This window comes from Synechococcus sp. MIT S9509 (assembly GCF_047303035.1).
In the GTDB taxonomy this organism is placed as follows: domain Bacteria; phylum Cyanobacteriota; class Cyanobacteriia; order PCC-6307; family Cyanobiaceae; genus Synechococcus_C.
The window spans coordinates 1,548,199-1,569,134 of sequence record NZ_CP138940.1; the positions used below are offsets into that span (position 1 = coordinate 1,548,199).

The 20,936-nt window shown below is 44.5% G+C and carries 31 protein-coding genes; 18 read left to right on the forward strand and 13 right to left on the reverse strand.

Going from position 1 to position 20,936, the window contains the following annotated elements:
* Positions 1-10: 10 nt before the first annotated feature.
* On the reverse strand, positions 11-502 hold the full coding sequence (locus SIB73_RS09060; RefSeq protein WP_413405766.1) for a hypothetical protein: 492 nt from the start codon (positions 500-502) through the stop codon (positions 11-13).
* A 412-nt stretch (positions 503-914) separates the two neighbouring features.
* On the opposite strand from SIB73_RS09060, the gene SIB73_RS09065 reads away from it, so the two are divergent.
* The gene (locus tag SIB73_RS09065) at positions 915-1,211 is read left to right on the forward strand and encodes a hypothetical protein (protein WP_413405764.1); all 297 of its coding nucleotides are present in this window, start codon (positions 915-917) and stop codon (positions 1,209-1,211) included.
* Between the two features lie 1,808 nt (positions 1,212-3,019).
* On the opposite strand, the gene SIB73_RS09070 is transcribed toward SIB73_RS09065, so the two are convergent.
* On the reverse strand, positions 3,020-3,175 hold the full coding sequence (locus SIB73_RS09070) for a hypothetical protein (protein WP_413405762.1): 156 nt from the start codon (positions 3,173-3,175) through the stop codon (positions 3,020-3,022).
* Positions 3,176-3,515: 340 nt separating this feature from the next.
* Here SIB73_RS09070 and SIB73_RS09075 point away from each other — a divergent pair, with 340 nt between their 5' ends.
* The 6 genes from SIB73_RS09075 to SIB73_RS09100 all read left to right on the forward strand — a co-directional run bounded on the left by SIB73_RS09075 (position 3,516) and on the right by SIB73_RS09100 (position 7,573).
* Positions 3,516-3,974, forward strand: a complete 459-nt coding sequence (locus SIB73_RS09075) for a hypothetical protein (RefSeq protein WP_413405760.1) — start codon at positions 3,516-3,518, stop codon at positions 3,972-3,974.
* 239 nt (positions 3,975-4,213) lie between these two features.
* The gene (locus tag SIB73_RS09080; protein ID WP_413405758.1) at positions 4,214-4,717 is read left to right on the forward strand and encodes a hypothetical protein; all 504 of its coding nucleotides are present in this window, start codon (positions 4,214-4,216) and stop codon (positions 4,715-4,717) included.
* A gap of 336 nt (positions 4,718-5,053) precedes the next feature.
* Positions 5,054-5,251 carry a hypothetical protein gene (locus tag SIB73_RS09085; RefSeq protein WP_413405756.1) on the forward strand — a complete coding sequence of 66 codons (198 nt, stop codon included), beginning with the start codon at positions 5,054-5,056 and terminating at the stop codon, positions 5,249-5,251.
* Between the two features lie 20 nt (positions 5,252-5,271).
* Positions 5,272-5,682 (forward strand): hypothetical protein, encoded by a 411-nt coding sequence (locus SIB73_RS09090; RefSeq protein ID WP_413405754.1) that lies wholly within the window; start codon positions 5,272-5,274, stop codon positions 5,680-5,682.
* Positions 5,683-5,851: 169 nt separating this feature from the next.
* Entirely contained in the window at positions 5,852-6,241 is a 390-nt protein-coding gene (mscL, locus tag SIB73_RS09095) for a large conductance mechanosensitive channel protein MscL (protein WP_413405752.1), read from the forward strand.
* A gap of 774 nt (positions 6,242-7,015) precedes the next feature.
* Entirely contained in the window at positions 7,016-7,573 is a 558-nt protein-coding gene (locus SIB73_RS09100) for a hypothetical protein (RefSeq protein WP_413405750.1), read from the forward strand.
* A gap of 563 nt (positions 7,574-8,136) precedes the next feature.
* Here the strand turns inward: SIB73_RS09100 and SIB73_RS09105 are convergent.
* A complete protein-coding gene (locus SIB73_RS09105; protein WP_413405747.1) occupies positions 8,137-8,472 on the reverse strand; it encodes a hypothetical protein in 336 nt (111 codons plus the stop codon).
* Positions 8,473-8,744: 272 nt separating this feature from the next.
* On the opposite strand from SIB73_RS09105, the gene SIB73_RS09110 reads away from it, so the two are divergent.
* The 3 genes from SIB73_RS09110 to SIB73_RS09120 all read left to right on the forward strand — a co-directional run bounded on the left by SIB73_RS09110 (position 8,745) and on the right by SIB73_RS09120 (position 10,917).
* A complete protein-coding gene (locus SIB73_RS09110; protein WP_413405745.1) occupies positions 8,745-9,323 on the forward strand; it encodes a glutathione S-transferase family protein in 579 nt (192 codons plus the stop codon).
* Between the two features lie 369 nt (positions 9,324-9,692).
* The gene (locus tag SIB73_RS09115; protein WP_413439581.1) at positions 9,693-9,887 is read left to right on the forward strand and encodes a hypothetical protein; all 195 of its coding nucleotides are present in this window, start codon (positions 9,693-9,695) and stop codon (positions 9,885-9,887) included.
* Positions 9,888-10,614: 727 nt separating this feature from the next.
* Positions 10,615-10,917 carry a DUF1330 domain-containing protein gene (locus SIB73_RS09120; protein WP_413405743.1) on the forward strand — a complete coding sequence of 101 codons (303 nt, stop codon included), beginning with the start codon at positions 10,615-10,617 and terminating at the stop codon, positions 10,915-10,917.
* Between the two features lie 325 nt (positions 10,918-11,242).
* On the opposite strand, the gene SIB73_RS09125 is transcribed toward SIB73_RS09120, so the two are convergent.
* Positions 11,243-11,440, reverse strand: coding sequence for a helix-turn-helix transcriptional regulator (locus SIB73_RS09125; RefSeq protein ID WP_413405741.1), 198 nt, complete (start codon positions 11,438-11,440; stop codon positions 11,243-11,245).
* A gap of 819 nt (positions 11,441-12,259) precedes the next feature.
* The gene (locus SIB73_RS09130) at positions 12,260-12,463 is read right to left on the reverse strand and encodes a hypothetical protein (protein ID WP_413405740.1); all 204 of its coding nucleotides are present in this window, start codon (positions 12,461-12,463) and stop codon (positions 12,260-12,262) included.
* A gap of 161 nt (positions 12,464-12,624) precedes the next feature.
* Between SIB73_RS09130 and SIB73_RS09135 the strand changes: the two genes are divergently transcribed.
* The 4 genes from SIB73_RS09135 (at position 12,625) to SIB73_RS09150 (ending at position 14,563) form a co-directional block, all read left to right on the forward strand.
* Positions 12,625-12,771 (forward strand): hypothetical protein, encoded by a 147-nt coding sequence (locus SIB73_RS09135; protein WP_413405738.1) that lies wholly within the window; start codon positions 12,625-12,627, stop codon positions 12,769-12,771.
* 509 nt (positions 12,772-13,280) lie between these two features.
* The gene (locus tag SIB73_RS09140; protein ID WP_413405736.1) at positions 13,281-13,604 is read left to right on the forward strand and encodes a DUF3104 domain-containing protein; all 324 of its coding nucleotides are present in this window, start codon (positions 13,281-13,283) and stop codon (positions 13,602-13,604) included.
* A gap of 269 nt (positions 13,605-13,873) precedes the next feature.
* Positions 13,874-14,230, forward strand: coding sequence for a hypothetical protein (locus SIB73_RS09145; protein ID WP_413439582.1), 357 nt, complete (start codon positions 13,874-13,876; stop codon positions 14,228-14,230).
* Positions 14,231-14,275: 45 nt separating this feature from the next.
* A complete protein-coding gene (locus tag SIB73_RS09150; protein WP_413439791.1) occupies positions 14,276-14,563 on the forward strand; it encodes a phosphoribosyltransferase family protein in 288 nt (95 codons plus the stop codon).
* Positions 14,564-14,605: 42 nt separating this feature from the next.
* Here the strand turns inward: SIB73_RS09150 and SIB73_RS09155 are convergent, their stop codons facing one another.
* On the reverse strand, positions 14,606-14,782 hold the full coding sequence (locus SIB73_RS09155) for a hypothetical protein (protein WP_413405732.1): 177 nt from the start codon (positions 14,780-14,782) through the stop codon (positions 14,606-14,608).
* Positions 14,783-14,936: 154 nt separating this feature from the next.
* On the opposite strand from SIB73_RS09155, the gene SIB73_RS09160 reads away from it, so the two are divergent.
* Entirely contained in the window at positions 14,937-15,173 is a 237-nt protein-coding gene (locus SIB73_RS09160; RefSeq protein WP_413405730.1) for a hypothetical protein, read from the forward strand.
* Positions 15,174-15,194: 21 nt separating this feature from the next.
* Here SIB73_RS09160 and SIB73_RS09165 read toward each other — a convergent pair whose 3' ends face one another.
* Together SIB73_RS09165 and SIB73_RS09170 are read right to left on the reverse strand one after the other, a co-directional pair.
* Positions 15,195-15,440, reverse strand: coding sequence for a hypothetical protein (locus SIB73_RS09165; protein ID WP_413405728.1), 246 nt, complete (start codon positions 15,438-15,440; stop codon positions 15,195-15,197).
* Positions 15,437-15,607 (reverse strand): hypothetical protein, encoded by a 171-nt coding sequence (locus tag SIB73_RS09170; protein ID WP_413405726.1) that lies wholly within the window; start codon positions 15,605-15,607, stop codon positions 15,437-15,439. Before SIB73_RS09170 ends, SIB73_RS09165 begins: the two co-directional genes overlap by 4 nt.
* Before the next feature lie 737 nt (positions 15,608-16,344).
* Here SIB73_RS09170 and SIB73_RS09175 point away from each other — a divergent pair.
* Both SIB73_RS09175 and SIB73_RS09180 read left to right on the forward strand, forming a co-directional pair.
* The gene (locus SIB73_RS09175; RefSeq protein WP_413406307.1) at positions 16,345-16,575 is read left to right on the forward strand and encodes a hypothetical protein; all 231 of its coding nucleotides are present in this window, start codon (positions 16,345-16,347) and stop codon (positions 16,573-16,575) included.
* Positions 16,576-16,663: 88 nt separating this feature from the next.
* Positions 16,664-16,852 (forward strand): hypothetical protein, encoded by a 189-nt coding sequence (locus tag SIB73_RS09180; RefSeq protein ID WP_413405724.1) that lies wholly within the window; start codon positions 16,664-16,666, stop codon positions 16,850-16,852.
* 114 nt (positions 16,853-16,966) lie between these two features.
* Here the strand turns inward: SIB73_RS09180 and SIB73_RS09185 are convergent, their stop codons facing one another.
* The 3 genes from SIB73_RS09185 to SIB73_RS09195 form a co-directional block, all read right to left on the reverse strand.
* On the reverse strand, positions 16,967-17,332 hold the full coding sequence (locus SIB73_RS09185; RefSeq protein WP_413405722.1) for a hypothetical protein: 366 nt from the start codon (positions 17,330-17,332) through the stop codon (positions 16,967-16,969).
* A 200-nt stretch (positions 17,333-17,532) separates the two neighbouring features.
* A complete protein-coding gene (locus tag SIB73_RS09190) occupies positions 17,533-17,844 on the reverse strand; it encodes a hypothetical protein (protein ID WP_413439583.1) in 312 nt (103 codons plus the stop codon).
* 166 nt (positions 17,845-18,010) lie between these two features.
* On the reverse strand, positions 18,011-18,487 hold the full coding sequence (locus SIB73_RS09195) for a hypothetical protein (protein ID WP_413405717.1): 477 nt from the start codon (positions 18,485-18,487) through the stop codon (positions 18,011-18,013).
* A 398-nt stretch (positions 18,488-18,885) separates the two neighbouring features.
* Between SIB73_RS09195 and SIB73_RS09200 the strand changes: the two genes are divergently transcribed.
* Positions 18,886-19,029 (forward strand): hypothetical protein, encoded by a 144-nt coding sequence (locus SIB73_RS09200; protein ID WP_413439584.1) that lies wholly within the window; start codon positions 18,886-18,888, stop codon positions 19,027-19,029.
* 371 nt (positions 19,030-19,400) lie between these two features.
* Here the strand turns inward: SIB73_RS09200 and SIB73_RS09205 are convergent, their stop codons facing one another.
* Together SIB73_RS09205 and psbF are read right to left on the reverse strand one after the other, a co-directional pair.
* On the reverse strand, positions 19,401-19,997 hold the full coding sequence (locus tag SIB73_RS09205) for a pentapeptide repeat-containing protein (protein WP_413405715.1): 597 nt from the start codon (positions 19,995-19,997) through the stop codon (positions 19,401-19,403).
* A 561-nt stretch (positions 19,998-20,558) separates the two neighbouring features.
* The gene (gene psbF / locus SIB73_RS09210) at positions 20,559-20,858 is read right to left on the reverse strand and encodes a cytochrome b559 subunit beta (protein WP_413405713.1); all 300 of its coding nucleotides are present in this window, start codon (positions 20,856-20,858) and stop codon (positions 20,559-20,561) included.
* Positions 20,859-20,936: the final 78 nt, after the last annotated feature.

Here is a 20,936-nt window from a genome sequence, read left to right on the forward strand (position 1 = left end):
TTGGCATTAATCAATACCTGAAACGCTTAACCAAATCTCCTTTTCCTTTTGCTCCTTGCTTGTTCTGCCAGGCTTTGCTGATGACTGCTTTATTTTCAAAGCCGAGAATTTGCTTGGAATCTTTGTCATCACTACACCAACGAGCAGTGACCTTGTGATCAATCATTTCACGACCCTCTGTATCCTCCTTTTCCAAGTCTTTATAAAAATCTTGATGAAATTCTATTGTCTCGGCACGAAATTGTTCAGCATCTCTATAAGCACTTAAATCTTCTGCTTCTGCCATACGTAAAATATGCTTTAACTCCTTTCGCCGATCCACAGGGGTTAATGGTTGTTCATCACGATAACTGCTTATTATAACTTTGTTTTGTCTAGCTTTCCAGTCACCACAAGCTTTTATCGCCATCGTCTTAGATGAATAGCTGCAACCCTCGACAACCAATGAAAGCAAAGCTATGAATAATGCATGGCTCATTGATGGACGGCTTTTGGCACGCATCAAATAACTTCTGGGAAAAAGCACGGGCTAAACAACTAAGCAAGGAATTGATTGATAAAACATGGAAAAATTCTAATCAGCTCATTATTGACGTTATCAGTCTCTCAGGCATACGTCCATTTGGGCTATAGACAACTGATGGTCAATATCAGGCTGCTGCTGCACTGGCTGCTGCCTGCGCGACTTCTCTCTACTAGTAATTCTGCCACCTAACCAGACAAGACACGACCAGACCAGTCCAGTCCAGTCCAGTCCAAGAGTTCATACCATCAAGCACCCCGTACCAACGCAATCACCGCAAGACACTTGAACCCAGCATTGACCATGCGACAGAGCCTGGAATCATCTGATCAGATTCCAAGCTGAAAGACGGCTTAAGTTGGGTTTAACAATTGAGATAGGACAATTATTGATGGAATCCGATCTTTACAAAAGTGCAGCCGCAGCGAGGGAATCGCTAATCGCTTTTGCTGTGATGTGGATCCGAGCAAATTGCACCGAAGAAGAACGTGCACGTATGGAATGGGTGAGCAACGCAGATCTCAGAAAAGACAGCGCATTTGGATGCGAAACCAGTGAACAGCACAATCAACAACTGGAGAATGTCTTGAATCAAGCGGCAGATGGTGTCATTTCCGTTCTCTCCGAGCGTTGGGGGATCACGTCAATCAGAAATCTGGTTCCTGCACATGACAGTGAAGAGCGATAACCACTGGAATAAAGAGGATTGACACTTCAACTCTGGAACTGAGCTAATAGATGTAGAACATTGAGAATGATGATGCTGTTAAAAAAGCTGGAATGTCAAGAATCATCCAACAATTTTAAATTTGGGAACACAAAAGAAAACACAACGCTTGCCAACCTCAGTGCCAATGATTAAAAGTTATCAAGGAGCGATGCTTTCCCTGCATCAGATTCACGCATGCAAGCATTTTGTCTAAGTACAAAAGAAATGCTGCTGCAGCAGCATCTATCGGACACATCGAGCTTTTCACACTTGTGATAAGAATTGACCACCAATAAAAATTCATTCTGTCTCTCCTTGAACCAATCAATGATGACCGTTCCAAGGCATCATTTGAAAACAGTCGTGTCAAAGCACGACTGGGGATGATGGTGTTTTGGATTTTGGCAATACAGAGAGACCCAAAAGATATATGTCCACACCTGACTTACGGGGTCTGTGATCGCACAAGACAAGCCTTGGAACTTTGAAGACACTCCCTCAAGACAATCACAACAGAACTCCGACTGATTGGCCGTGATTGGAGATAAGTCGCTTAGTTACTGTCAAACATGCGCTCTGCTGGTACACAAAGGAAGAAAGACGACGCACCCCAGCAGCGCATCATTTGAGCATTTACAAACCGTCACAGTCGGGCTACAATTTATTAACTTTTGTGTTCATGCTCAATGCTTGACCGTCATCGTCCTGTCTTGAAAAACTATTCAATACCGTATGAACAGCTAATTGAAGAAATGGAAAAGCTGAATATTGCTGATCTGCTCTTAATTCATCGCAAGGTAGCATTGCACTAAAGCAACACCATTCATAAATAAGAAGTAAACAGAAAAACACCGATTAATCATGGATACGACCCAAAAGCTTCACATAAGCGAAGTGAAATGACTGATCAGATTCCTTGAATTGTTCCAAATAAAATTCGCAGTATAATCAAGCACTTGATCGCTCAATATTGTTATAGAAATTTCGATTTAAGCTTTTGTGATTAAAAAACATTACCAACTACCTCTAAAGAGACTACCCACTGCAACACGTCAGTAGGAATCATATTAATTGGTCTTCTCACGAAAATGCATGGGGATCCACAACCATCTGAGCAGGGAAAACCATGAGCAAAGCTCAGTGAATCAAACTAATAGGAAAGTTTGTGTGCACATCAACCTCGGGCAGTGGTCTTTTGCTCATGCTTGACGGGCCTCTGGCGACTTTTCAGTGCCTTGAGCATTCCCTTTTCTAGCGATGTGAGTTCGGCGACGTCTCGTGCATTGCAGCCCTGGCACGCTCTTTAGCCGCATCCATGAACCTCTCTGTCTTGTCCTTCGCTTCAAATGCCATGATCTTCGCTCGGTCCTTTCTCAAAAGTTACTCACGAAAATGGAGGATGTCCTCAAATCCATCAAGTCTTCTCAGATCGATGGCTGGAGTGTTACGAAAAGCCTTCGGATCGACTGAAATCACGGCATGAGAAGAGAAGCAGGATGCACGCACAGACTCAAAGGAAACAAACGGGCCTGATAGCTTCAACACAACAAGCTCATACCCCAAACGCTGAGATGCCAGGCAGATGGGGAAGAGCACACAAGTTGCAAAAGCAGAATAAAATCTATAATAAGAAAAACCGCATAAAAAGACTGATAAGTCCAACCAAAATCTCCTCTTTGAATAGTGAAGGAGTTAGCTACTCAATCACGAAAATAATCGTAAAAACGGATCCAGAAGACCATTACGAATCTTCATTGGCGAAGTGATGATGACAAGATCTGCAAAGATCAACTTTCCTGCATAATCTGCGCGCGACGCATCTTTACCCATGCCTGACCAGAAATAGAGGCTTTTCTCGTATCAACACGACCAAGGTCTGGATCATCTGGGAAAATACCCTTTTCAACAGCAAGCAATGCGGCTCTTTCCTCGTTGGTCAGCATTGTGTCTCATGGTTGATGGTGACACTGTAGTCAATACAACACTGAAGATCAGATAAAACCAACGAAAATATAGCAAACACCATATTTATCTCAAACCTGCAAAATCATACAATGCATATGATATCAGTTTTGCAAGGTTGGAAAATTGACAGGTGGAAGCACTGACAACAATTGACAGCGCACAAATGCAAAATATAATAAAAATCACAATTGAGTAGCAAAAGAACGAAATAAAAGTTGTTTACTTTACCGAACGCCTGCAAAGATCAAAAAGAATACGACGGAAACATGATTTTATGAGCCAATAACTATCTGAACAATAAAGAAAAAATTCAGACACTTGATCAAGGACCAAAGTGAAATGATGCAAAAAGACCATGCAGCTCGTGCAATCGTCAGCGTAGCGGGAATAGTTGTTTTCGCTATGTTCTGCCTGATGGTCCAGCTTGGCCATCAAAAGTGGAACGAACAAACGACATTAACAGCCGCTTTTGAAAGCTGCATGGAAATAGCGCCTTTCAAAAGCTCACAACAATCTATTAGTTCAATAACTACTTTAAATGCGGAAAACCTTCAAGCGCATTATGACGAATTCAACCATCTGTTTGATGCAACAGGGCTACCACCCATCTGGGACGGTCAAAAACTCGTGGCCTGGAAAGAGTATCACCAGGAATCCATCAAAATTGCAGAGCAGTGCCATCAAAGCCTTCGCATCACTGATCCGCAAAAAGAGCTGCGGGGCTCTTATTCAAAGCCGGTATGGGACCCAGGCTCAGAAATCTGGCAAACCAGATAATCTCCAACCCGATCTCGCTAGGTGGCATCAGCAAAGAAAAGACGATTGATTCACAAGACATTCATGTATCAAAAGTGAATAAACCAGCCAATCAAAACCTGGATGACACCAATCATGAAAATCTCACGCGATCGGCGCTCCAATCCCGAATCGAATGATGCGACCGATAGTGCGACCTGGGCCACAATGAACAGGCCAGGGCAGACATCATCGTGAGAATCCAGATGAAGGTGGAGTAGATGGGGATCGTTAACCAACAACCTTTGGAAGGGCTCACCAGAACTCAACAACTCGGATTGCGTGATGTTCTGTTGGATGTACGCAATGCAGGGGGTTGGTCCTGGGATCTGCCAGTGCTTCTGAGAGATCGCTGCTGGCTACGCCTTGACAGGATTCGCCTCAGCCAGCTGATACGACAACTACCACCGGATGGACGCGATGAGGCGCCTGAGCTATTCCACTACAGAAAACTCAGAGCAGAAGGAATTGATCCACTGCTTGCTGAACAGAGTTGTTGGCAGGAATTTGGCATGGAAGATTGCCAACGAGCCCTTCATGCATACTGGGCAAGCCGAGATAGGAACCACTATGGATGGTCAGCAAACCGCTACAGACAACTGGTAGGTCTCTATCGTGATCGGATTAATCAGGGCATGACGACAGTTCCAATGTTGATTCTTGCGCGCAGAGAAAGCGCTGAGGAACATCAAATCCACTGGATCATTCAGTCTTGTCAAACCTGAGACACCTATCAACGAAATCCTGCTGGTTACACAGTCATTTGATATCACAACACAAACCAACCTTCAACAAAGCAATTAAAGCATAGTGATCACTATTCAGGCATATCTATTCAAGTAAAAATGTACAGCATAAAACTCACTCTATTGAGCGTAAATGACAATAAAATCAACGTGATAATTTCAGAGAATAAGCTAGAAATTAAACGGTCGCCTACAGCAATCGCAATCAAGGTCAAAATGTTACAGGAACAAGTACTAAGCCGATCTTCGACAGCCTTGCCATAATGACAGCCTTGGCATAATGGCAGCTAAACACTACGAATACGGATGATTACCATGAGACCAAGTTTCAACGATTTTAAAACAAACTACGATTCGCAACCAGAAAGATGGAGAAGAAGACTCATGGCAATTTACAAAACCGATCAGGATGCAGCAATCGCTGCATGGACATTGATCATGTCAATGGACGATTTAATGCTGGAAATTGAAGAGACAGCACTATTTCTGGAACAAATCTATGCCAAAAAATGAACAATAGGTTTCGTTGAAACATGCAAAAAACACCCCCTGAGAAAAGACCAATCAACCTGGGAAGAAAAATAAACAATTCAATTCACCAAGACATCCTTAAGCTCGTGATGGCGCTCATCTTGTTAGTAACGTCTCCACGATCAGCCAACGCCATTATTCAGCAATACAATGTCGTCACTGACGAATTTTATGGCCTGAACGCAGAAAGGATTTTACTTGTTCAAGATACTGAAACAGCAGATAAAACAGTACTGATGACTGGTCGATGCAAGAGCCGCGCCCCGACAGACCTGTATCTAGAAGATGATCCTGTAAACGCAAAAGAAAAATGGTTTATTATCTCTAAAGGAGATAATATTAAAACTGACCTGGAAATATGCCTTACAGGAAATCTGCCTGCGTGGTCTGAAAAAATATTATCAACTCGTTAAAGCGAACCAACGCCTCGACGAAATTGAAATAATTCAATTCAAATTGATGATGCCTGAAATGGAAAGTTTAATGTAGCCAGGCGGGCTCACTGGTACTCATAAATATTTAACAACAAGAATGATAGAAGATGGAATCCGTAGCTAAGAAAAAGAAGATTATCAAATCAGCATGAGCAGAGCAGTCACGTTTTTATCAGATTTCAAAGCTTTTATCAATAAAGGAAATGTCGTTGACCTGGCAGTTGCTGTCATCATCGCAGGTGCATTTGGGAAAGTTGTGAACTCAACAGTTCAATTAATAATGACTAACATACTGGAACCGTCCTTGAAAGCGGCCAATGTAAAGTCGGTGGCTCAGTTGCCAGGCGGTGATATCATTGTATCAACTATAAATTTCATTGTAATTGCTTTTGTCTGTTTTATTGTTGTAAGAGCCGTTGAAAAAATGAAGCGTAAAGAACAAGTGGCAGAATCCAAAACACCTGACCCTCAGGTTGTACTTGCGTCTGCGATCACGCGCCTGACAGAAGTTATGGAGGAGCGCTCAACGAAGAGTTGATGATTTTATTGGTGTCAGTTACTCAAGAAAGACTTCTGTTGCTGAACTGATAAACAAAAGTATTGGCCTCCATACAACAGTTCAGCCACGAGGCCATCGTTAAGAGCGGCATCTGTTATGCAGCCTTACGACGCCGTGGAAAGAGATAAGGTACTGAATGCTTGAAGCTTTCGACTGTCTCATCAAACTTCCTTGCAGCTGCAGCGAGCACAGCCTCACTGGCCCAGAAGCTATAGAGCTGGACTGTGGTCACAAAGAGAACCGCACCAACAACCACCAAGACAAGACCTGATAACTGACTGAAATCCATCGAACGTAGCCTGCATCTATCTATTAATTAATCATGACTGGCTGGGCTGTCAACTTTACCGCCGACGGAGTCGCGAATCGTTAACTGAACAACAGGTCCCAACAAAGCCAAGCACGCAAGGAAGTACATCTACTTATTTACAATACTTGATAAAGGCATTAACTTCTATTTTTTTGGATGCTAGTGATTTCGATCAGTACACTCTGCAAAATGCAACGAAAAACTGCAGACAAAATATTCATGGATTTTAAGTATACAAGTCCAAATTCAATCGAGCAGCTTCAATCGCTGATAACTTTTAACGATTCAATCATTCGGTGGTTTTTCTATCTGACAGAGGCCAACAAAGAATTTAAAAACAGAACAGCAGTCGAAGACGAAACATACGCGAAACCACAATCCGTTTGATAAGCTTCAGGCAAAAGTCAACAATACTGAAAACTCGTCAACAAGACTGGGACCTCATGGAAAATAACTTAAACGAAGAGCTGGCAAATCGATCAATTGAATTAAAACAGCTAGCAATAATGACTCCTGACGACCGAATCGCACGAATTGTCTGGGCCAGAATACAAAACGACTTGGAACATAAAGACAGTCTTATTTATGGAATCCAGTATTGCATCTCAAACATTTATTTTTTCATCAAGACACAGATACAGGATAATGACCAGACACGTTCTGCACTCAATAGCTGCTGTCATCTCGTTGAGAGCTTAGGCTGGAAAACTAAAACCGTATTTGCCGAAGATTCATCGAAAGTTGTTTTTATTGATTACATCAAAGAAGTGGTCGCTCTGTACACAGACACAAAACAAAACCACTGCGAAGATGCTCAATGCATACTCGCTATGAACATGATTCACATGGTGATGCAAGATATCGAATATGTCATACAAAAACGACCAGCGCAGGAGAAGCGCCTGCTATCAGCATTGACAACTGCAGCGACATTACGAAATCAGATGCTCAATATTTTTGGATATCAGATCACAGAAACGAATACTGATTCACAGCCATAGGCTTCAACTGAAAGTTATTCAATCAACACCCTCCTAAATAAGCAAAAATCTTCAGCTCCAAACAAATCTACACTCCGGTCAAATCAAAATAACGGTGGGCATAATCAACAACTGAACAAATCACCATAACGCCCCTTGACTTTCACTGGGCTTCCCTTGACCTTGACTTTGCAACCTCTCGGGACGCTGTGGTTCATGTTCCAACAATGACATCAGCGACTGAAAAGCCAGTAAAAGCCTATAAAAAACGATGCAAAGAATTCATCCTATTCAATACAATCTAATTGACAAACAAAAGGTCCCTTTATTAAGAATTATCAGGCAATAGAATAACATTTTTGTCATTGGTCATTAACATCACTTAATTGCGACTCATTCCAACATAGACTCTGATGCAGCAAACACAAAAGATAAGTAATAAGGCTTTTAGTTTAACGAAATCAAAGGTGAAAGAACAGGTTCCTCTTACTGCAAGCTGGGACTACAGCAGATATAAAGCAACTACAAACAATCAACGTTCACTGGTTCGGCTGAACCCCAGGATCCAGCACCCTAATTTTTAGTCATTCATCGTAGTTACGCGGCTCAAAGCGATGGGCAATACGGCCTTTGGCTTTGTGCAATAAATCCCGGTTAACTGTGACATTGAATTCATACATTTGTTGATCACTCAATGACTTGATGATTAAATCACTCAATCTGATCAGTCCCAAGTCTGAAATATCACTTGGCGACCAATTCCTGAAAAATTCAACCAAATTACATTCACCTGCCTTGACAACTTTGACTTCACCACCAGAATGTTGCTTTCTATAATATTCCCACTCAATGCGATCATTAATTTTGTTGCTCCAAAGAGCAGATTCACAAGCACTTTTCCATACTTTTTGACTTGGCATTGCTGACTAATGCTCATTGCATGGCTCGTATCACTCTCGACAACTAGCGACTGACAGACAAAGCCTCAATGCATGACTCATGTGATTTGAAGCGAGCCATCAATTGATCTTAAAATTGAACTGCTTCCATCATGTGAAAGTTCTGATCAGGCATGCCTGCAGGAATCATCAACTCCCATGAGTAGCCGGTGCATCAAACAGACTCATTGAGTTGAGATTTTTCAAGCTCTCATCTGCCATCCTAAACTCTAGGCATTAAAAGCCCTACAACCATGACAATCACGATTTACGGAGGCCCACATACACGAGCATCAATCCCTCGTTGGTACATGGAAGAGAAAAAAATTGCTTATGAACTTTTGAACATTGACCTGAGTACAGGTCAGAACATGCAGTCTGATTTCCTATCGATCAACCCGTTTGGAAAACTTCCAGCAATGCGTGATTCATCCATCACTGATTCACAAGGCGATCCTCTTACCTTATTTGAGTCGGGTGCAATTCTGCTTCACCTTGCCGAACATCATGGTGGAGAAGCGACAACTTCCTATGAGAAAGCACTGATCAGCCAGTGGACTCATTTCGCCAATTCGACTCTGGCATTTGCAATTTTTGTGCCAGACCAGAAAGCAAAAATTCTCCCCAGGTTACTAAAACAACTCAACACGCAATTGTCAAATGGCTTCCTTGTTGGCGATGCTTGGGGTGCTGCTGATTGCGCAGTGACAGCTTATCTTGCCTACATCAAAATGTTTTTTCCCAACGAAGACCTCAACGAATATCCTCAGATTACTGCACTGATTGAGAAAACCAGCAACAGGCCTTTGTACAGAAAAGTAATGGGGATTTGATTAGTTATTTCAACAGTTTAAACGAAATAAATCAGGTTATTTTACCCTATGGGTAAACTCTCCTGGCTTTAAAGATTTCAATATACTGACCAGCGTTTTAAAATCTTGAAATCATTCAAACTGCAGCGTATTCCCAGAGGCAAAACCATAGGAGATCGATCAATTCATGAAGAGCAGAGAAAATAATTGGTCTTGTTGTCGGTTCGCTCGATCTAGATTGTGAGTAACATTGCAGCTCGATAGAATCATTGATCAATCAACAGGAACAAGGACCAGCGCCTTGAAGGGCCTGCTACATGAGAAAGCACCATTTTTCATTTTCAACATCAAGCTCGGAGGTTTGAATATGGGTGTATCTTGGGATAATTCATGGATCGATCTCATCCAAAAGCGCCCGCAACTTGGGTGCTTCCTGTTTCTATTGCCTTCACTGGACTTTGTATCTTCGGAGCAGGATTAGTGATCCACGAGCCTCTGGAAAAAATCGCGACTCGTCAGAACCACACCATCATCATTGAAAACAGAACAACGGAGCCTTTGGTCATTTCGCCCAAAAAACCTTAATTCAGAGCGAAAGGGTTGTCAAAAATAAGACTACTAACATTATGTTGTTAACAATTCAATGGTCTGCCAAGAGATCAGACAAAGTACATTTGAGATTATAAAAAATAAACTGATAGTAACGATGAAAGTCTCGATCGATTCCATTGGATCAGTTCGCAAATTTCCTTGAGCTTGGCCAGACAAATGGGGGCTCATATATGCATGCAATGACTTCAATAGTTACATCGATATTGTCTCTCATGAAGCACCAGCTCCCTGAAAAGGAACACAGAACAGCTACGAAGTCAGCAAGCAACCTGCTGGACAATCCCGGAGCACAACGTCGCGCGGAACACAGTATAAATACTCATTGCCGTACATAATGATGTTCAATCACGGGTGAATGCACCACCGCTCTGACGATGATTGCGTTTCTGGCCTTGTTCTGGGGTTTTTTACTCACAGTGTATTTCCGGTTCAGAGATGATGAAATGAATTCAGACGGCTAATGCTGATTGCTGTAGCGCTGCTGCTGCTTCTCTCGTTCTGCCTGTCAGACGTCGAGAGATAACCCAAAAGCGACCCTTGGAGGAAAACCAAGGAAAGACCACAGTGCTGAAAAGCCACTCAACAACATTGCTTATTCACAGACTGAGAGGGTTTGGACAGGTGACAGGCTTACAGAATCAACCTGAATGGCATTCAGCGGAAGTCATCGCCAGAATCAACACACTCGATGCATGCATCAATGGCGAAAGGCTACTGGCTGGCAACAGGCAACATCAATGATCCCAAGGGCTTCATGAGTTATGCAGCCGCTGCTGAAGCCTATCTTCAGAAGTGTGGCGCAAAAATGTTCATCAGAGATGCCCATACCGATATCAGGGAAGGTGACCCGGGCCATCTCACTGTTCTGATTGAATTTCCATCTCTTGAAGCAGCCAAAGCAGCTTATGAAGCACCTGAATATCAGGAGATGATTCATCTCCGATCTCCAAACAGCGAAGCCTGCTTAAGCATTCTGGAGGAAGGCGACAAACTTGCCCATTAATTTTATGGATGGCGCTTGACTACGAACGAAAGAGAGCGATCACGAATTGACCCGCTTCATTTCTGCCAACTGGCGGACACAACTGATGCAGACATATCGAAAACTGCATGCCAATTTAAAAATCTAATCGCGGTCTCGACAGGATGCGATTGGTCGTCTAGGGCACAACCGGCACTGTCATCCTCTGCAGTGCCGGATTAGACGAATGCAGGTCCGTCAACAAGAAATGAGATCGCTTATTCAAGCTTAGGGCTAATAAAAGCTACAAAAATAAACCTTATTTTTTAAATGCAAGTGCACTCAGAATAGAAAAAATTCGTTGCGACTACCCTTGGCTTATCTTCGTATTCATCCACTCAATAATATCTTTTTCCAGCCAAACCACTGTGCGCGAACTAATTTGTATCTGCTTTGGAAAACTACCTTTTTCCATGTGTGTATAAATAAATGTTTTTCCAACACCGGTCATCTCAATGACCTGTGAAAGCCTGAGAAACCGAGGAGCTCCTGCGTCATTGGTCAAGATGAATAGTCTTTGATGAGGACATGCAAAAGCAGCAAGAATCAGGAATGAACTGTGTCTTGGCTCGAATGTGAGTGACTGCCTCGAGCGACAGCACGGCCGTTTCCTTGATGAGAATGTGCAATGCCAAGCTTATGTAGCCTGGAATGCTCCTCAATCTGATCTGTCAACTGCAGGGACCCGGCCCCAAAAGCGGCGTAAATCCCGTAGAGGAGAGCCCCAAAGACTAAAACCGCCAGTGATCCAATCATCAGATATGCAGAAAGATCTTGGTTAGCAAGCTCCATGAATCCTTTTTACTTCTAGATGAATGTTGGCCGCTTATAAAGCTCTTGCTGTGACGATTGCTTCGGCAAGCATTTACAATTGCCATCATTGCAGCCTTTAAAGATTAGCACTCACTCGATAATTCGATCTGCGAATTACAAACGAATGCAACCACCGAAGAGACAACACGACGCAGCTCCATGTACACAAATGTATGAACATGGCACTCACCAAGACAGAGGTGATCTGCCCAAGACAAATTAACTGTCATGGGGGAATAATCAGCAAATGTTAAAGCCTCTTGCCGCGAACTTCTGCGAACGATTAAGAACCCATGAAGGCTACATCTGGTGAAGTCAAAAGCTACGGAGGCCGTGGAATTAGCAGCTTCCCATTGCTTAGTCAATACTCAGGTCGTACGCCACAACGTAATAACGATGAAAGGTCAGAGCACGACCATGAATTGCAAGGTCTTTGCAAACGAGCAGCTCGACAGTTGATGCTGCCGATCGGATCCATAGTCTGATGAACTTTGATCAAAACATGAATCGATCACTGAATGAGACCAAGTCTTGTCGCTTGGCAGCAGCCCATTGACCATCTGTCTAGGTATCGGTCGATCGTCGCTTTGACGAAAGCCAGAGCATGGTCCACGCATAGACACCACAGCAGATCAACACCCAACACATGGTCGATGGCGACCAAGCTTGGGCCGTTCAGAGCTTTGCCAGCAGAAATGACGGTGATGACATCCATTTGCGAGCAGCTGCTGCTCCGCTTACAGAGTGATCAGGCCGCGCCGGGCAGAGTCCCCTGACACAGTGACAGCTTGTAGTCTGAAACTGCTTAACCACGCTTTAACCTTGCTTAGAGCTCTCAATGAAGAGGGACAGAGGTCCTGACAACGGGGTGAATCGATGAATCCAGACAAACAACACCGCAAGCTGGTCAAGCTCAAACTCAAAGCCGAGGAGTGCCTCACGAGGGAACAGGCTCAAAAAATCATTCGCAAAGCGGATAAGGCTCATCGCAAGCTTTCAGAAGGCCCCAACAAAGCTGCCTGAAAAAAGAGCCGGAAGTTCCTGCTCTGCTTCGCGAAGGATCAGGCTGGTTCAATGCAGCACTTTGAGACGACCTCGCAGAACCGGAACCAAAAAAGCAACACAAACGTCCCATGGCTTGGCCCTGGCTTTGACCGACAAGAACCAGCAAGACCCTGAGAATTGATTTGGCGGTTTCCCCAGCTACACAACTTCAGTGAACTGGATTCATTTCATCTGTCTTCGTGAAGCATGTGAAGCAGGGAGCTGAGCAAAGGTGAGTCAGCGTGGAGGTCCAATCGTTGACAGGTTCGATTGGTCGTCTAACTGCGACTCCGGAGCTGCCCGACAGTGGCAGCTCCGGACTAGGCGATCCCAGGGCAGAGAACAATGGCTGACGAGACCACTCAGTCGACGACGAGACTTCAGATCGACTGGGAATCACCAAAACCGATTCCTTGGGAGTGCGTGTCTTTACTCTTTTCTTGAGGGACCAAAGGGGGTTAGACCCGAGAAAGAACAAACGTACTTCAATGCCGACTTATCCTCCCCTGGGCCCACCCAGCTCGAATGTCATTGATGCAGCCTCTGCTTTCCTGTCCATCCGACCTGGTCAGTTCGTCATCGTCAAGGAGTTGACTCCGGCCAGTGAAAGGGTTGATATCGAAAAAAACTGGTGGCTTGGACAGGTGATCTTCTGTGAGGGATGGGCACAACATTCCCGGATGAACTCACTGTTTCAGGTGGCTGACGTCGACGACGGCGCTATTCGCTGGGTCCACCCCACCCAGGTGACCCATGTACTGCATGGACTGGATGGGATTGGCCAGGAAGGTTGGGATGGGTTTGAGGATTAGTCAACGTCGAGAGCGAACCGCCGCTGCCGGACAAAAAAAGGAGGCCTTCGCGGCCTCCGTCTACCTATCACCAAAGGAGAAGTGCTCGACGCCTCTCCTGACTTCAGTATGTGTATCGCATAGAACATGTGCCTGAGATCACATACTCATTGTCGCAGGGGGGCTTGGTCTGCTATCAACCGAAACCAATCTGACCATCGACAAACCAGGATCCTGACCTCTCGCTGAAGCCAGATAAGCGTACGAACAAGATCAGAAGGGCTGAATGGTTGGATCCTGAAAAAATGGCCACCCTTGAGACATGCTCATCTGCCCTAACGATGGCTGGCCCACCGACACAACAAGCAACAAGAAGAATCCTTGAATCCAGTGGCACACTGATCAAAAACGATCATTTTGTGTACGCTTCGGGAGACCATGGCTCCGGATGGATAGCGAAAGATCTCATTAATCACAGACCTGAATTGGCCTATCAACTTGGCCAATTACTAGGAAAAGAAATCCAGAACAATGGATTAAACTCTGAGATGGTCTGTGGACCAGCCATAGGCGGAGTGATTTGCGCCCAATACACAGCTTTGGAACTTGGCAGTCGCTGCGTTTTCAGCGAACAAGTCGTGAATTAGAAAGGCCACACCACGAACTTTGAGATCAAAAGGGGTTACGACGAAATTGTAAAAAATAAATCTGTTTTAATTGTCGACGACATTATTAATACAGGATTTTCGGTGCGATTAACATACGAGGCGATTGCAAAAGCCGGTGGAAAACCAATCGGGATCGCCGCTTATGTGAACCGTGGAAATGTTGGTGCAAGTGAGCTTGGGGTGAAGAACTTTATTTTTCTCGACGAAATTCACTTGCCAGCATGGCCCGGACAAAACTGTCCTCTCTGTCAATCAGACAAACCGATTAATATTCAATATGCGCATGGAGCTGAATACGTTGCACAAAACTGAGTCTTTGAGTTGAAAGCCCAAAAGTCTTCAATGCAGCCTTCATTACATCGTTCCTTGGTCGACAAGAGCCGATGAGAATTCCTGAAATGCAATAGCAGCATCTGAAGGAGTCGAATTATATTTTAATTCCCATTGCTCAACCAGAGCACGCATGTCTTGCCACATATCAACCATGGCGAGTGGATCGAATCCGGAGGACTGGGGCAAGGTGTTGGCCATGGATGGATCGAGGGTATCAAGCAGTTTCCTTTTAACTGATCAACAACGACACTGCTGATTCGCCACTCACGTCGCAAACAATCAGCGAACTGAGATCAAGTGAGCTCCTCTGGATCGCCAGCAGGCATGATCAGGAGCACTTCTGACCGGATTCATGACACGAGCCACGCGACTCATCAAAAAGCTCGACAGGTTGCTCAGCGAGCACGACAGCTTTGGCGATAGCCCGGAATCCTGTGTGGATGAGATGGTTGACAAACTCAGCGATCTGATCAAGGCCATACAAGAGAAAAACAAGCAAGAGCACTGGGCCTCGATCTACGTGGAACGTGACCGCGCTCGCATCAAGACAGCTGTGCTCAACAAAGTGATGGATCGCAGTTCGCAGTGAATCCAGAACAACTAACCCTGATCAAGCTTCAGCCCTCCTGGCGTCAATAATCCGTGCCAGCTGAAGCATGTATCCAGCCGTACACCAGCGGCCATGGCTGCGAGCACGGTTTTCAATGTCTGAACGAATCTCAGCGGTTTCAGCCATCAGCAGGTCAAGTTCAATCTGTGGCAACTCATAAAGCTCCTGAAGTTCAACCTCGCGCCCAAGCAGGTGGCTGCGAAACCACTTTCTCGCCTGTTCCTGGAGTGGAATCTCTTGCGTCATTCAACTTGACCATCAAAGGCCATTCTGACCAATACAGCCATTTCCAGGCTTGATTGAGCTGGATTGAACAACTTGCTTTCTGAGCAGCAACGCGTTTTAGTGCTGAAGTCAAACATCAATGGAACGCGTTCTGAAAAACCACTGGCTTTCACTCGCCATCGCAGCATTTTCTCTCAGTGGCCTGCTTTGGCTTGAGCTGATCGCAGCTTAAAAACCTGAATTTTTCCTCTCAAAGTTGACAAACAACCCATAGAGATATCGAGGAGTTCAGCGCCCAAGAAGGCTACGGCTAAAAACAATCAATCAGCAAAAACCAGGGAAAACCGGGCAATAAAACAGTGATGTGATGCAATCAACTTATAGCTAGATCATCATGCAATCAAAGAGGTTCGTCAGGCCCTGGAAGAGGCTTTCTACTCTTTCTTTGAGGCAATAATGATTTTAAAGCACCGATCATATCATTTGTTCTAGAAACGAAGATAAAACTTCCAAGAAAAAAAATTGCAGCAATTGCAAAAACAGTGGACGTAAGCACATCCAGTTCGAGATTTCCGATCACAATTCCAATCATGTTCGACGCGATTAAATGACGCAACATTACACTGAATCAACAGTAACCACACCACCTCATCAGGGCAATAACAACACACAGAACAGAGGCCTTGTTCCAGAAAACCACAGGACTAATTCGGCAATACAAGGACTGGTTCAGCCTATTCGCTGTATAGACAAAGAACACTCGTCAGCAAGCCAATGAACCTGCACAATCGATCCACAGTGCATTCTGGCTGAAAGTTGATGTCGCCCAACCAGAGAACTTGTCACAGGACTGGATGTCTCTGGATTGTTGGCGGTTAAGGTGAGCCTGTCTTCAGTCACGCTCCAGGGATTACCCGAAGCTCAAATGCGATCATCACTACTGCTTCTGCTTGCTCTTCTCGTGGCACCTGCCGCAGCACTTGCTCAGAAAAAAATCCCAAAAGCCCAGGGACACGACCAGTGCCCTCTCGGATACGTCAATACACTTGGCACGACTTGTGTTTCACCGATTTACTATGAGGTTGAACCCACTAACGGAAAAGCCTGTAAAGAAGGGTGGATGAATGTTGGCGCTGGCTATTGCAGAAAAAAATGAGCTGCGATCCAATATCGATCCTGCAGACACCGCATCGGCACAATCAAGAGACCATTACTAAAGATCCATTAACAGCAACGATGTAGCAATGAAACGTCTCCCAGAAGCCATTCTGCTGTTGGAAGCTGGGATGTTCTCTATGGCGGGGCTATGCGCCAGCGCACAACCCCGACCAAGTTCAGAGTGCGAGCAAAAACTAATTGGGCAAGGATTCAATATCATCGACAAGGATATCGATGATGATTTATACGAGTTTGAAGCAATCAGGAATAATTAAAAGTGGGAAATCAAAACAGATACGAATTGCAATGTTCTCCTGAAACGTATTGACAACTAGCAATATAGATTGTTTGCAGGGAGCAAAGTTTAATTCAATGCATTCACGGCAAAATCACATCAATCCCAAAGCGTGAAACAAACCTCTGCTTACAAATACAAGCATACAAACAGAGGTGAATGCCACGAGATTAATTGCAGCAATATCGAATATCAGAGGGCTTCGCTCAGCCTGAACTGATCCACCTCTGGAAAATGCCTGGTTGATATCATCCCAGTAAGCGAGAACGAATCCTTTCTTGGCGGTCAGGCTTCCAGAACTGGCCAAAATCTGACTTTGCCCCTGGCTGGCACGTTGCTGGCGATCGATCTTCTCAGCCTCGCGCCTGAAGGCGTTCTGGAACCAGTTGACATGGCTGAAGAACCCCACAGTGAACCAGAAAATCAGCGAAACACCGATTAACGCACTGAGCATCACCATGCTGAAAAGACCCTGTGGACATGAACTAACAAACCATCATCCGCTTAATGCAAGGACCACAAGTGACACATGAATCAAACAGAAAGGTCATTTGAAGGAACATGCGGCTAAGAGCACATTTCGAACAAAGTGGTCAATCAATTGCTACTCTTGCGCGTCATTGCCTAGGTTTAACCCGCGGATTCTTGCACTGAGGTCGCTCAGGACTTTCCGGTTGGTAACTGTGCTCGATAATCGTCAGCAACTACATCCAGAAGACCTAAAACATACCGATCACTGGCTCCGATTTCAGATTGAAGAGTCTGCAAAATCACACGAATATCTTCAATCGCAACATTAATCTGGTTTTCAAGCTGAGAGACGCTTGGCTGCCATTCTTCGGTGAAAGAGGTTGCAGAGGCGATTTTCAGATTTGCCGAATCCTGATGTTTTGGAGGCATGGAGCCTCGTCGTGGTGCCTGGGAATTTCGAGCTTGGTAGGCCATGGCAATCGTTTTACAGAAGCTTTCCATCTGAACGGAAGGAAGACTGTCAATTAGCCAACCAACAGAACGTTCAAAGAAGACGAAGCAAAGCGAACAGATCAGCACAACCGAAGCTGAACGAAATCATCCGAAAGCAGCTAGCGCGATTGCAAATCGATACCTTTGAATCACAAAAAGAGCTGAGTCAATAAACTCATCGTCTTCGGCCCAAAACTTTTCTCTGCACCACACCCCCATTTTTTTGATAGAGAACAAGGCGATTTTCTTCCAAAGTATTGAAACTCAGAAGACCTTTGGAGCGATATTGTCGATTAAATGGGACGACCCAGGATGTTCCCATAGCCATGACATAAATCAGCTCCTGCTGATCATCGCTAATGCAAAAGCGTACCTCCGAATCCTTATAAACACCTACATCACTGACAAAATCAGCTTTGAAGTAGTCACAGCCCTGAGCTCGTTGAAACTCATCTTTGATATTGGCCAGCGCAGGGCTTCCGCAGCTGATTCCGAGCAGCGCCAGAAAACCGATCCCGGGGACACGCTTCACAACAAACCATGGAACGACAACAGCAGCATGACATGACGCTTCACAGCTGCGATGCGAGTCGGACTCAGGCCGTGAAAAGGACATAACCATCGTCAGCACGGCAAGGAGATGGGATTTCAATCGCTACTTGAGCTTGATCTGATCAATACATCCTGCTTTAAGCAATGGACTAATTTTTTCCCATTATCAAGTGAATCCTTGTCAACACGCCACTTCGGAGAATCTGAAGAAGCGACTCCGGGATTCATTGATCCCGTGTTTCTCCAACATGCCGAGGCCAGAGTTGGGCCTTGGTGGGAAGCTCGAATTCGCGACCTGATAAGACAGGATTGCACTGAAGAAGCAGGAGCTCTGTTCAGAGAGTTCGAGACACCTGAAAAGGGCTTCTAATCTTGACTGTTGATCTCTGCTGAAGCAATAGCTTTGTATGGTCACAAACAGATCAATTGCTGTCAGGGAAAGAGGCTTGCCAAGTGGACTGGATAAGTTCATGATGGCGTTACCTACAAAGACGCTTGATGAGCAACCGTATTGTTCGTGCTCACAAGAAATTAATTATCAAAATACAACAAAAAACGGGTCTTTCTGATTATCAAATTCTGTGGATCACTTTCGCCAAAGGCGTACTAACAGGAATCTTGCTCACTATTCTTTTAGCTTGAATAAGCCCACAGAGTTTTATGTTTCCACAAAAAACAAATCAACAATGTCATCAACCAAAAGAAACGACCAACAAAGATCTCTAACTTACACTGAAATGATGAACGAAGGCAGGCAGACCAAAAGAGCTAGTCAACAGCAAAATGATGCTGAGCTTCAAGACCGAGTAGAAGAGCTAGAAAGAAAGGTGGAACATCTTCAGAAAGTAATCCAACGACAGATTCGACTCGGCAGACTATCCGAGTAAACAGCAAGCATTCAGAAAGGAGCCTGAGTACCAGTTCATCACAACATAAAATTTGACTTCGCATGAATTTATGCGAAGCCAAATCCACAAATTCAGTTATTCAAAAGATTGGAGATCTGAAACTAGCTACGACTTTGAAGAGCGCATATTCAGACTCAGACAATCGAGACTGTCATACGTTTCAACACCAGTCACTGGATTGACGCCAGCAGCTCTTGAGCACATCTCCTCCCGCTGAGGAGCATCAATAATTGCACCGGAAAAGTCTGCTCCATCAATCGTTGTTGCCATGAAAAAGCTCTTTGTTAAAACGGCATCTCTGAAATTCACATTTGTGAGATTAGCTTCTTCAAAATGTGTGGCGTAGGCGATACTTCCTTCAAGATTGGCTCCCTCAAGATCTGCTCGCTTGAGTGTTGCCACACTGAAGAGAGCACCTCTCAGATCAAGACCAGACAAGTCGTAGTTGGCCAGATCGTATTTAACGAATTCCTTGGTGATCGGCTTTCCATCCTCATCTCGCTCGTAGAAGGGAAATTTTTCCTTGAAAGCCTCTGTAGCCTGGTCACTTCCCTGAAGACTTCGATCAAGACCAAGATCAGGAAGACCCCCTCCACTCGGATAAATCGCAAAAGCTTTCGAGGGGAGAACCAGCAGCGAGCAGAATAGAATCACTGCAAGTGAGCAAAACAATTGCCGGGCAATGCGCTCAATGGAATTCATTTCACAAACCCTTTATTGAAAAACTTAAGGCAAGCAAGTACAGCACTTTGACAACATGACCCGCCGAGACGCAACAAATTGCTCAACGACAGGGGAAAAATCTAACTGACCTTGATCTCATTGATCGTCTCAGCGAGTCCGAGATGAATAAGCAAAAACTAGTTGCTAAGTAGAATTTTCACAGAGTTCTCTGCCGAAATTGGAAGACCAAACTCAAGCTCTACTTGCAGAACTCATTCGACAAGCATTGATACGAATTCATAGCGGGGAGGCAGGCGCAGACTCTGCCCTTTATAGGGCTATTTACACTCTGCAAGAGCAAAATATTATTGAAAATATTGCATCTACCTTGCAGTAAACTGACTCAAGTGAGCTTTTTTGTTTAATTAAACCAAACACTCTGAATTGAGAGCTGGCATAATTTTCTTGCTTGATGAATTCTTCGCGCTACCCAATTAAATAAATATAACCTGTAACTAAATACATTGAAAACCAAATCAATGCTGAGAAATAAACAGCAGCAAAAACAAATTCTTCAAGAAATTCGAATGAGTCCATGCGTCAATAAAGGGTGGCTCTACGAATGAACTGCATCGCAGCAAGGGCGCCTAAGAAAAACACCGTAGGGATACCCAGCGCATTGACAGCCAGAGTCCTAACGGTGAATACAGGGTAGCCACCATCTTTCCTTTTAAAGGGTGCTAGTGGGCTGTCAATCCACTCTTTGCGATTCTGAATTGAGGGAACTCCAAAAAATTGCTTACCCCAGACAAGAATTTCCCATCTGGTGAGCCAGAACGCTGTGCTGATCACAGAAAAAGCTATTGGTGATGTAACCAAAAGAATTTTGTAATTGAACACAGCAACAACTTTGTTTTAAACACATTAAGAAGGAGCATTGCCCAAGAGGTATTGATTGATGCACAATTTTGAATTCAA

Excerpts from the sequence above, each read along its gene's own strand:
- SIB73_RS09060 (WP_413405766.1), bottom strand. The coding sequence starts at position 502 with ATGCGTGCCAAAAGCCGTCCATCAATGAGCCATGCATTATTCATAGCT.
- SIB73_RS09065 (WP_413405764.1), top strand. The coding sequence starts at position 915 with ATGGAATCCGATCTTTACAAAAGTGCAGCCGCAGCGAGGGAATCGCTA.
- SIB73_RS09070 (WP_413405762.1), bottom strand. The coding sequence starts at position 3,175 with ATGCTGACCAACGAGGAAAGAGCCGCATTGCTTGCTGTTGAAAAGGGT.
- SIB73_RS09080 (WP_413405758.1), top strand. The coding sequence starts at position 4,214 with ATGGGGATCGTTAACCAACAACCTTTGGAAGGGCTCACCAGAACTCAA.
- SIB73_RS09085 (WP_413405756.1), top strand. The coding sequence starts at position 5,054 with ATGAGACCAAGTTTCAACGATTTTAAAACAAACTACGATTCGCAACCA.
- SIB73_RS09090 (WP_413405754.1), top strand. The coding sequence starts at position 5,272 with ATGCAAAAAACACCCCCTGAGAAAAGACCAATCAACCTGGGAAGAAAA.
- mscL (WP_413405752.1), top strand. The coding sequence starts at position 5,852 with ATGAGCAGAGCAGTCACGTTTTTATCAGATTTCAAAGCTTTTATCAAT.
- SIB73_RS09100 (WP_413405750.1), top strand. The coding sequence starts at position 7,016 with ATGGAAAATAACTTAAACGAAGAGCTGGCAAATCGATCAATTGAATTA.
- SIB73_RS09105 (WP_413405747.1), bottom strand. The coding sequence starts at position 8,472 with ATGCCAAGTCAAAAAGTATGGAAAAGTGCTTGTGAATCTGCTCTTTGG.
- SIB73_RS09110 (WP_413405745.1), top strand. The coding sequence starts at position 8,745 with ATGACAATCACGATTTACGGAGGCCCACATACACGAGCATCAATCCCT.
- SIB73_RS09115 (WP_413439581.1), top strand. The coding sequence starts at position 9,693 with ATGGATCGATCTCATCCAAAAGCGCCCGCAACTTGGGTGCTTCCTGTT.
- SIB73_RS09120 (WP_413405743.1), top strand. The coding sequence starts at position 10,615 with ATGGCGAAAGGCTACTGGCTGGCAACAGGCAACATCAATGATCCCAAG.
- SIB73_RS09130 (WP_413405740.1), bottom strand. The coding sequence starts at position 12,463 with ATGGATGTCATCACCGTCATTTCTGCTGGCAAAGCTCTGAACGGCCCA.
- SIB73_RS09135 (WP_413405738.1), top strand. The coding sequence starts at position 12,625 with ATGAATCCAGACAAACAACACCGCAAGCTGGTCAAGCTCAAACTCAAA.
- SIB73_RS09140 (WP_413405736.1), top strand. The coding sequence starts at position 13,281 with ATGCCGACTTATCCTCCCCTGGGCCCACCCAGCTCGAATGTCATTGAT.
- SIB73_RS09155 (WP_413405732.1), bottom strand. The coding sequence starts at position 14,782 with ATGGCCAACACCTTGCCCCAGTCCTCCGGATTCGATCCACTCGCCATG.
- SIB73_RS09160 (WP_413405730.1), top strand. The coding sequence starts at position 14,937 with ATGACACGAGCCACGCGACTCATCAAAAAGCTCGACAGGTTGCTCAGC.
- SIB73_RS09165 (WP_413405728.1), bottom strand. The coding sequence starts at position 15,440 with ATGACGCAAGAGATTCCACTCCAGGAACAGGCGAGAAAGTGGTTTCGC.
- SIB73_RS09170 (WP_413405726.1), bottom strand. The coding sequence starts at position 15,607 with ATGCTGCGATGGCGAGTGAAAGCCAGTGGTTTTTCAGAACGCGTTCCA.
- SIB73_RS09175 (WP_413406307.1), top strand. The coding sequence starts at position 16,345 with ATGCGATCATCACTACTGCTTCTGCTTGCTCTTCTCGTGGCACCTGCC.
- SIB73_RS09180 (WP_413405724.1), top strand. The coding sequence starts at position 16,664 with ATGAAACGTCTCCCAGAAGCCATTCTGCTGTTGGAAGCTGGGATGTTC.
- SIB73_RS09185 (WP_413405722.1), bottom strand. The coding sequence starts at position 17,332 with ATGGTGATGCTCAGTGCGTTAATCGGTGTTTCGCTGATTTTCTGGTTC.
- SIB73_RS09190 (WP_413439583.1), bottom strand. The coding sequence starts at position 17,844 with ATGGAAAGCTTCTGTAAAACGATTGCCATGGCCTACCAAGCTCGAAAT.
- SIB73_RS09200 (WP_413439584.1), top strand. The coding sequence starts at position 18,886 with ATGAGCAACCGTATTGTTCGTGCTCACAAGAAATTAATTATCAAAATA.
- SIB73_RS09205 (WP_413405715.1), bottom strand. The coding sequence starts at position 19,997 with ATGAATTCCATTGAGCGCATTGCCCGGCAATTGTTTTGCTCACTTGCA.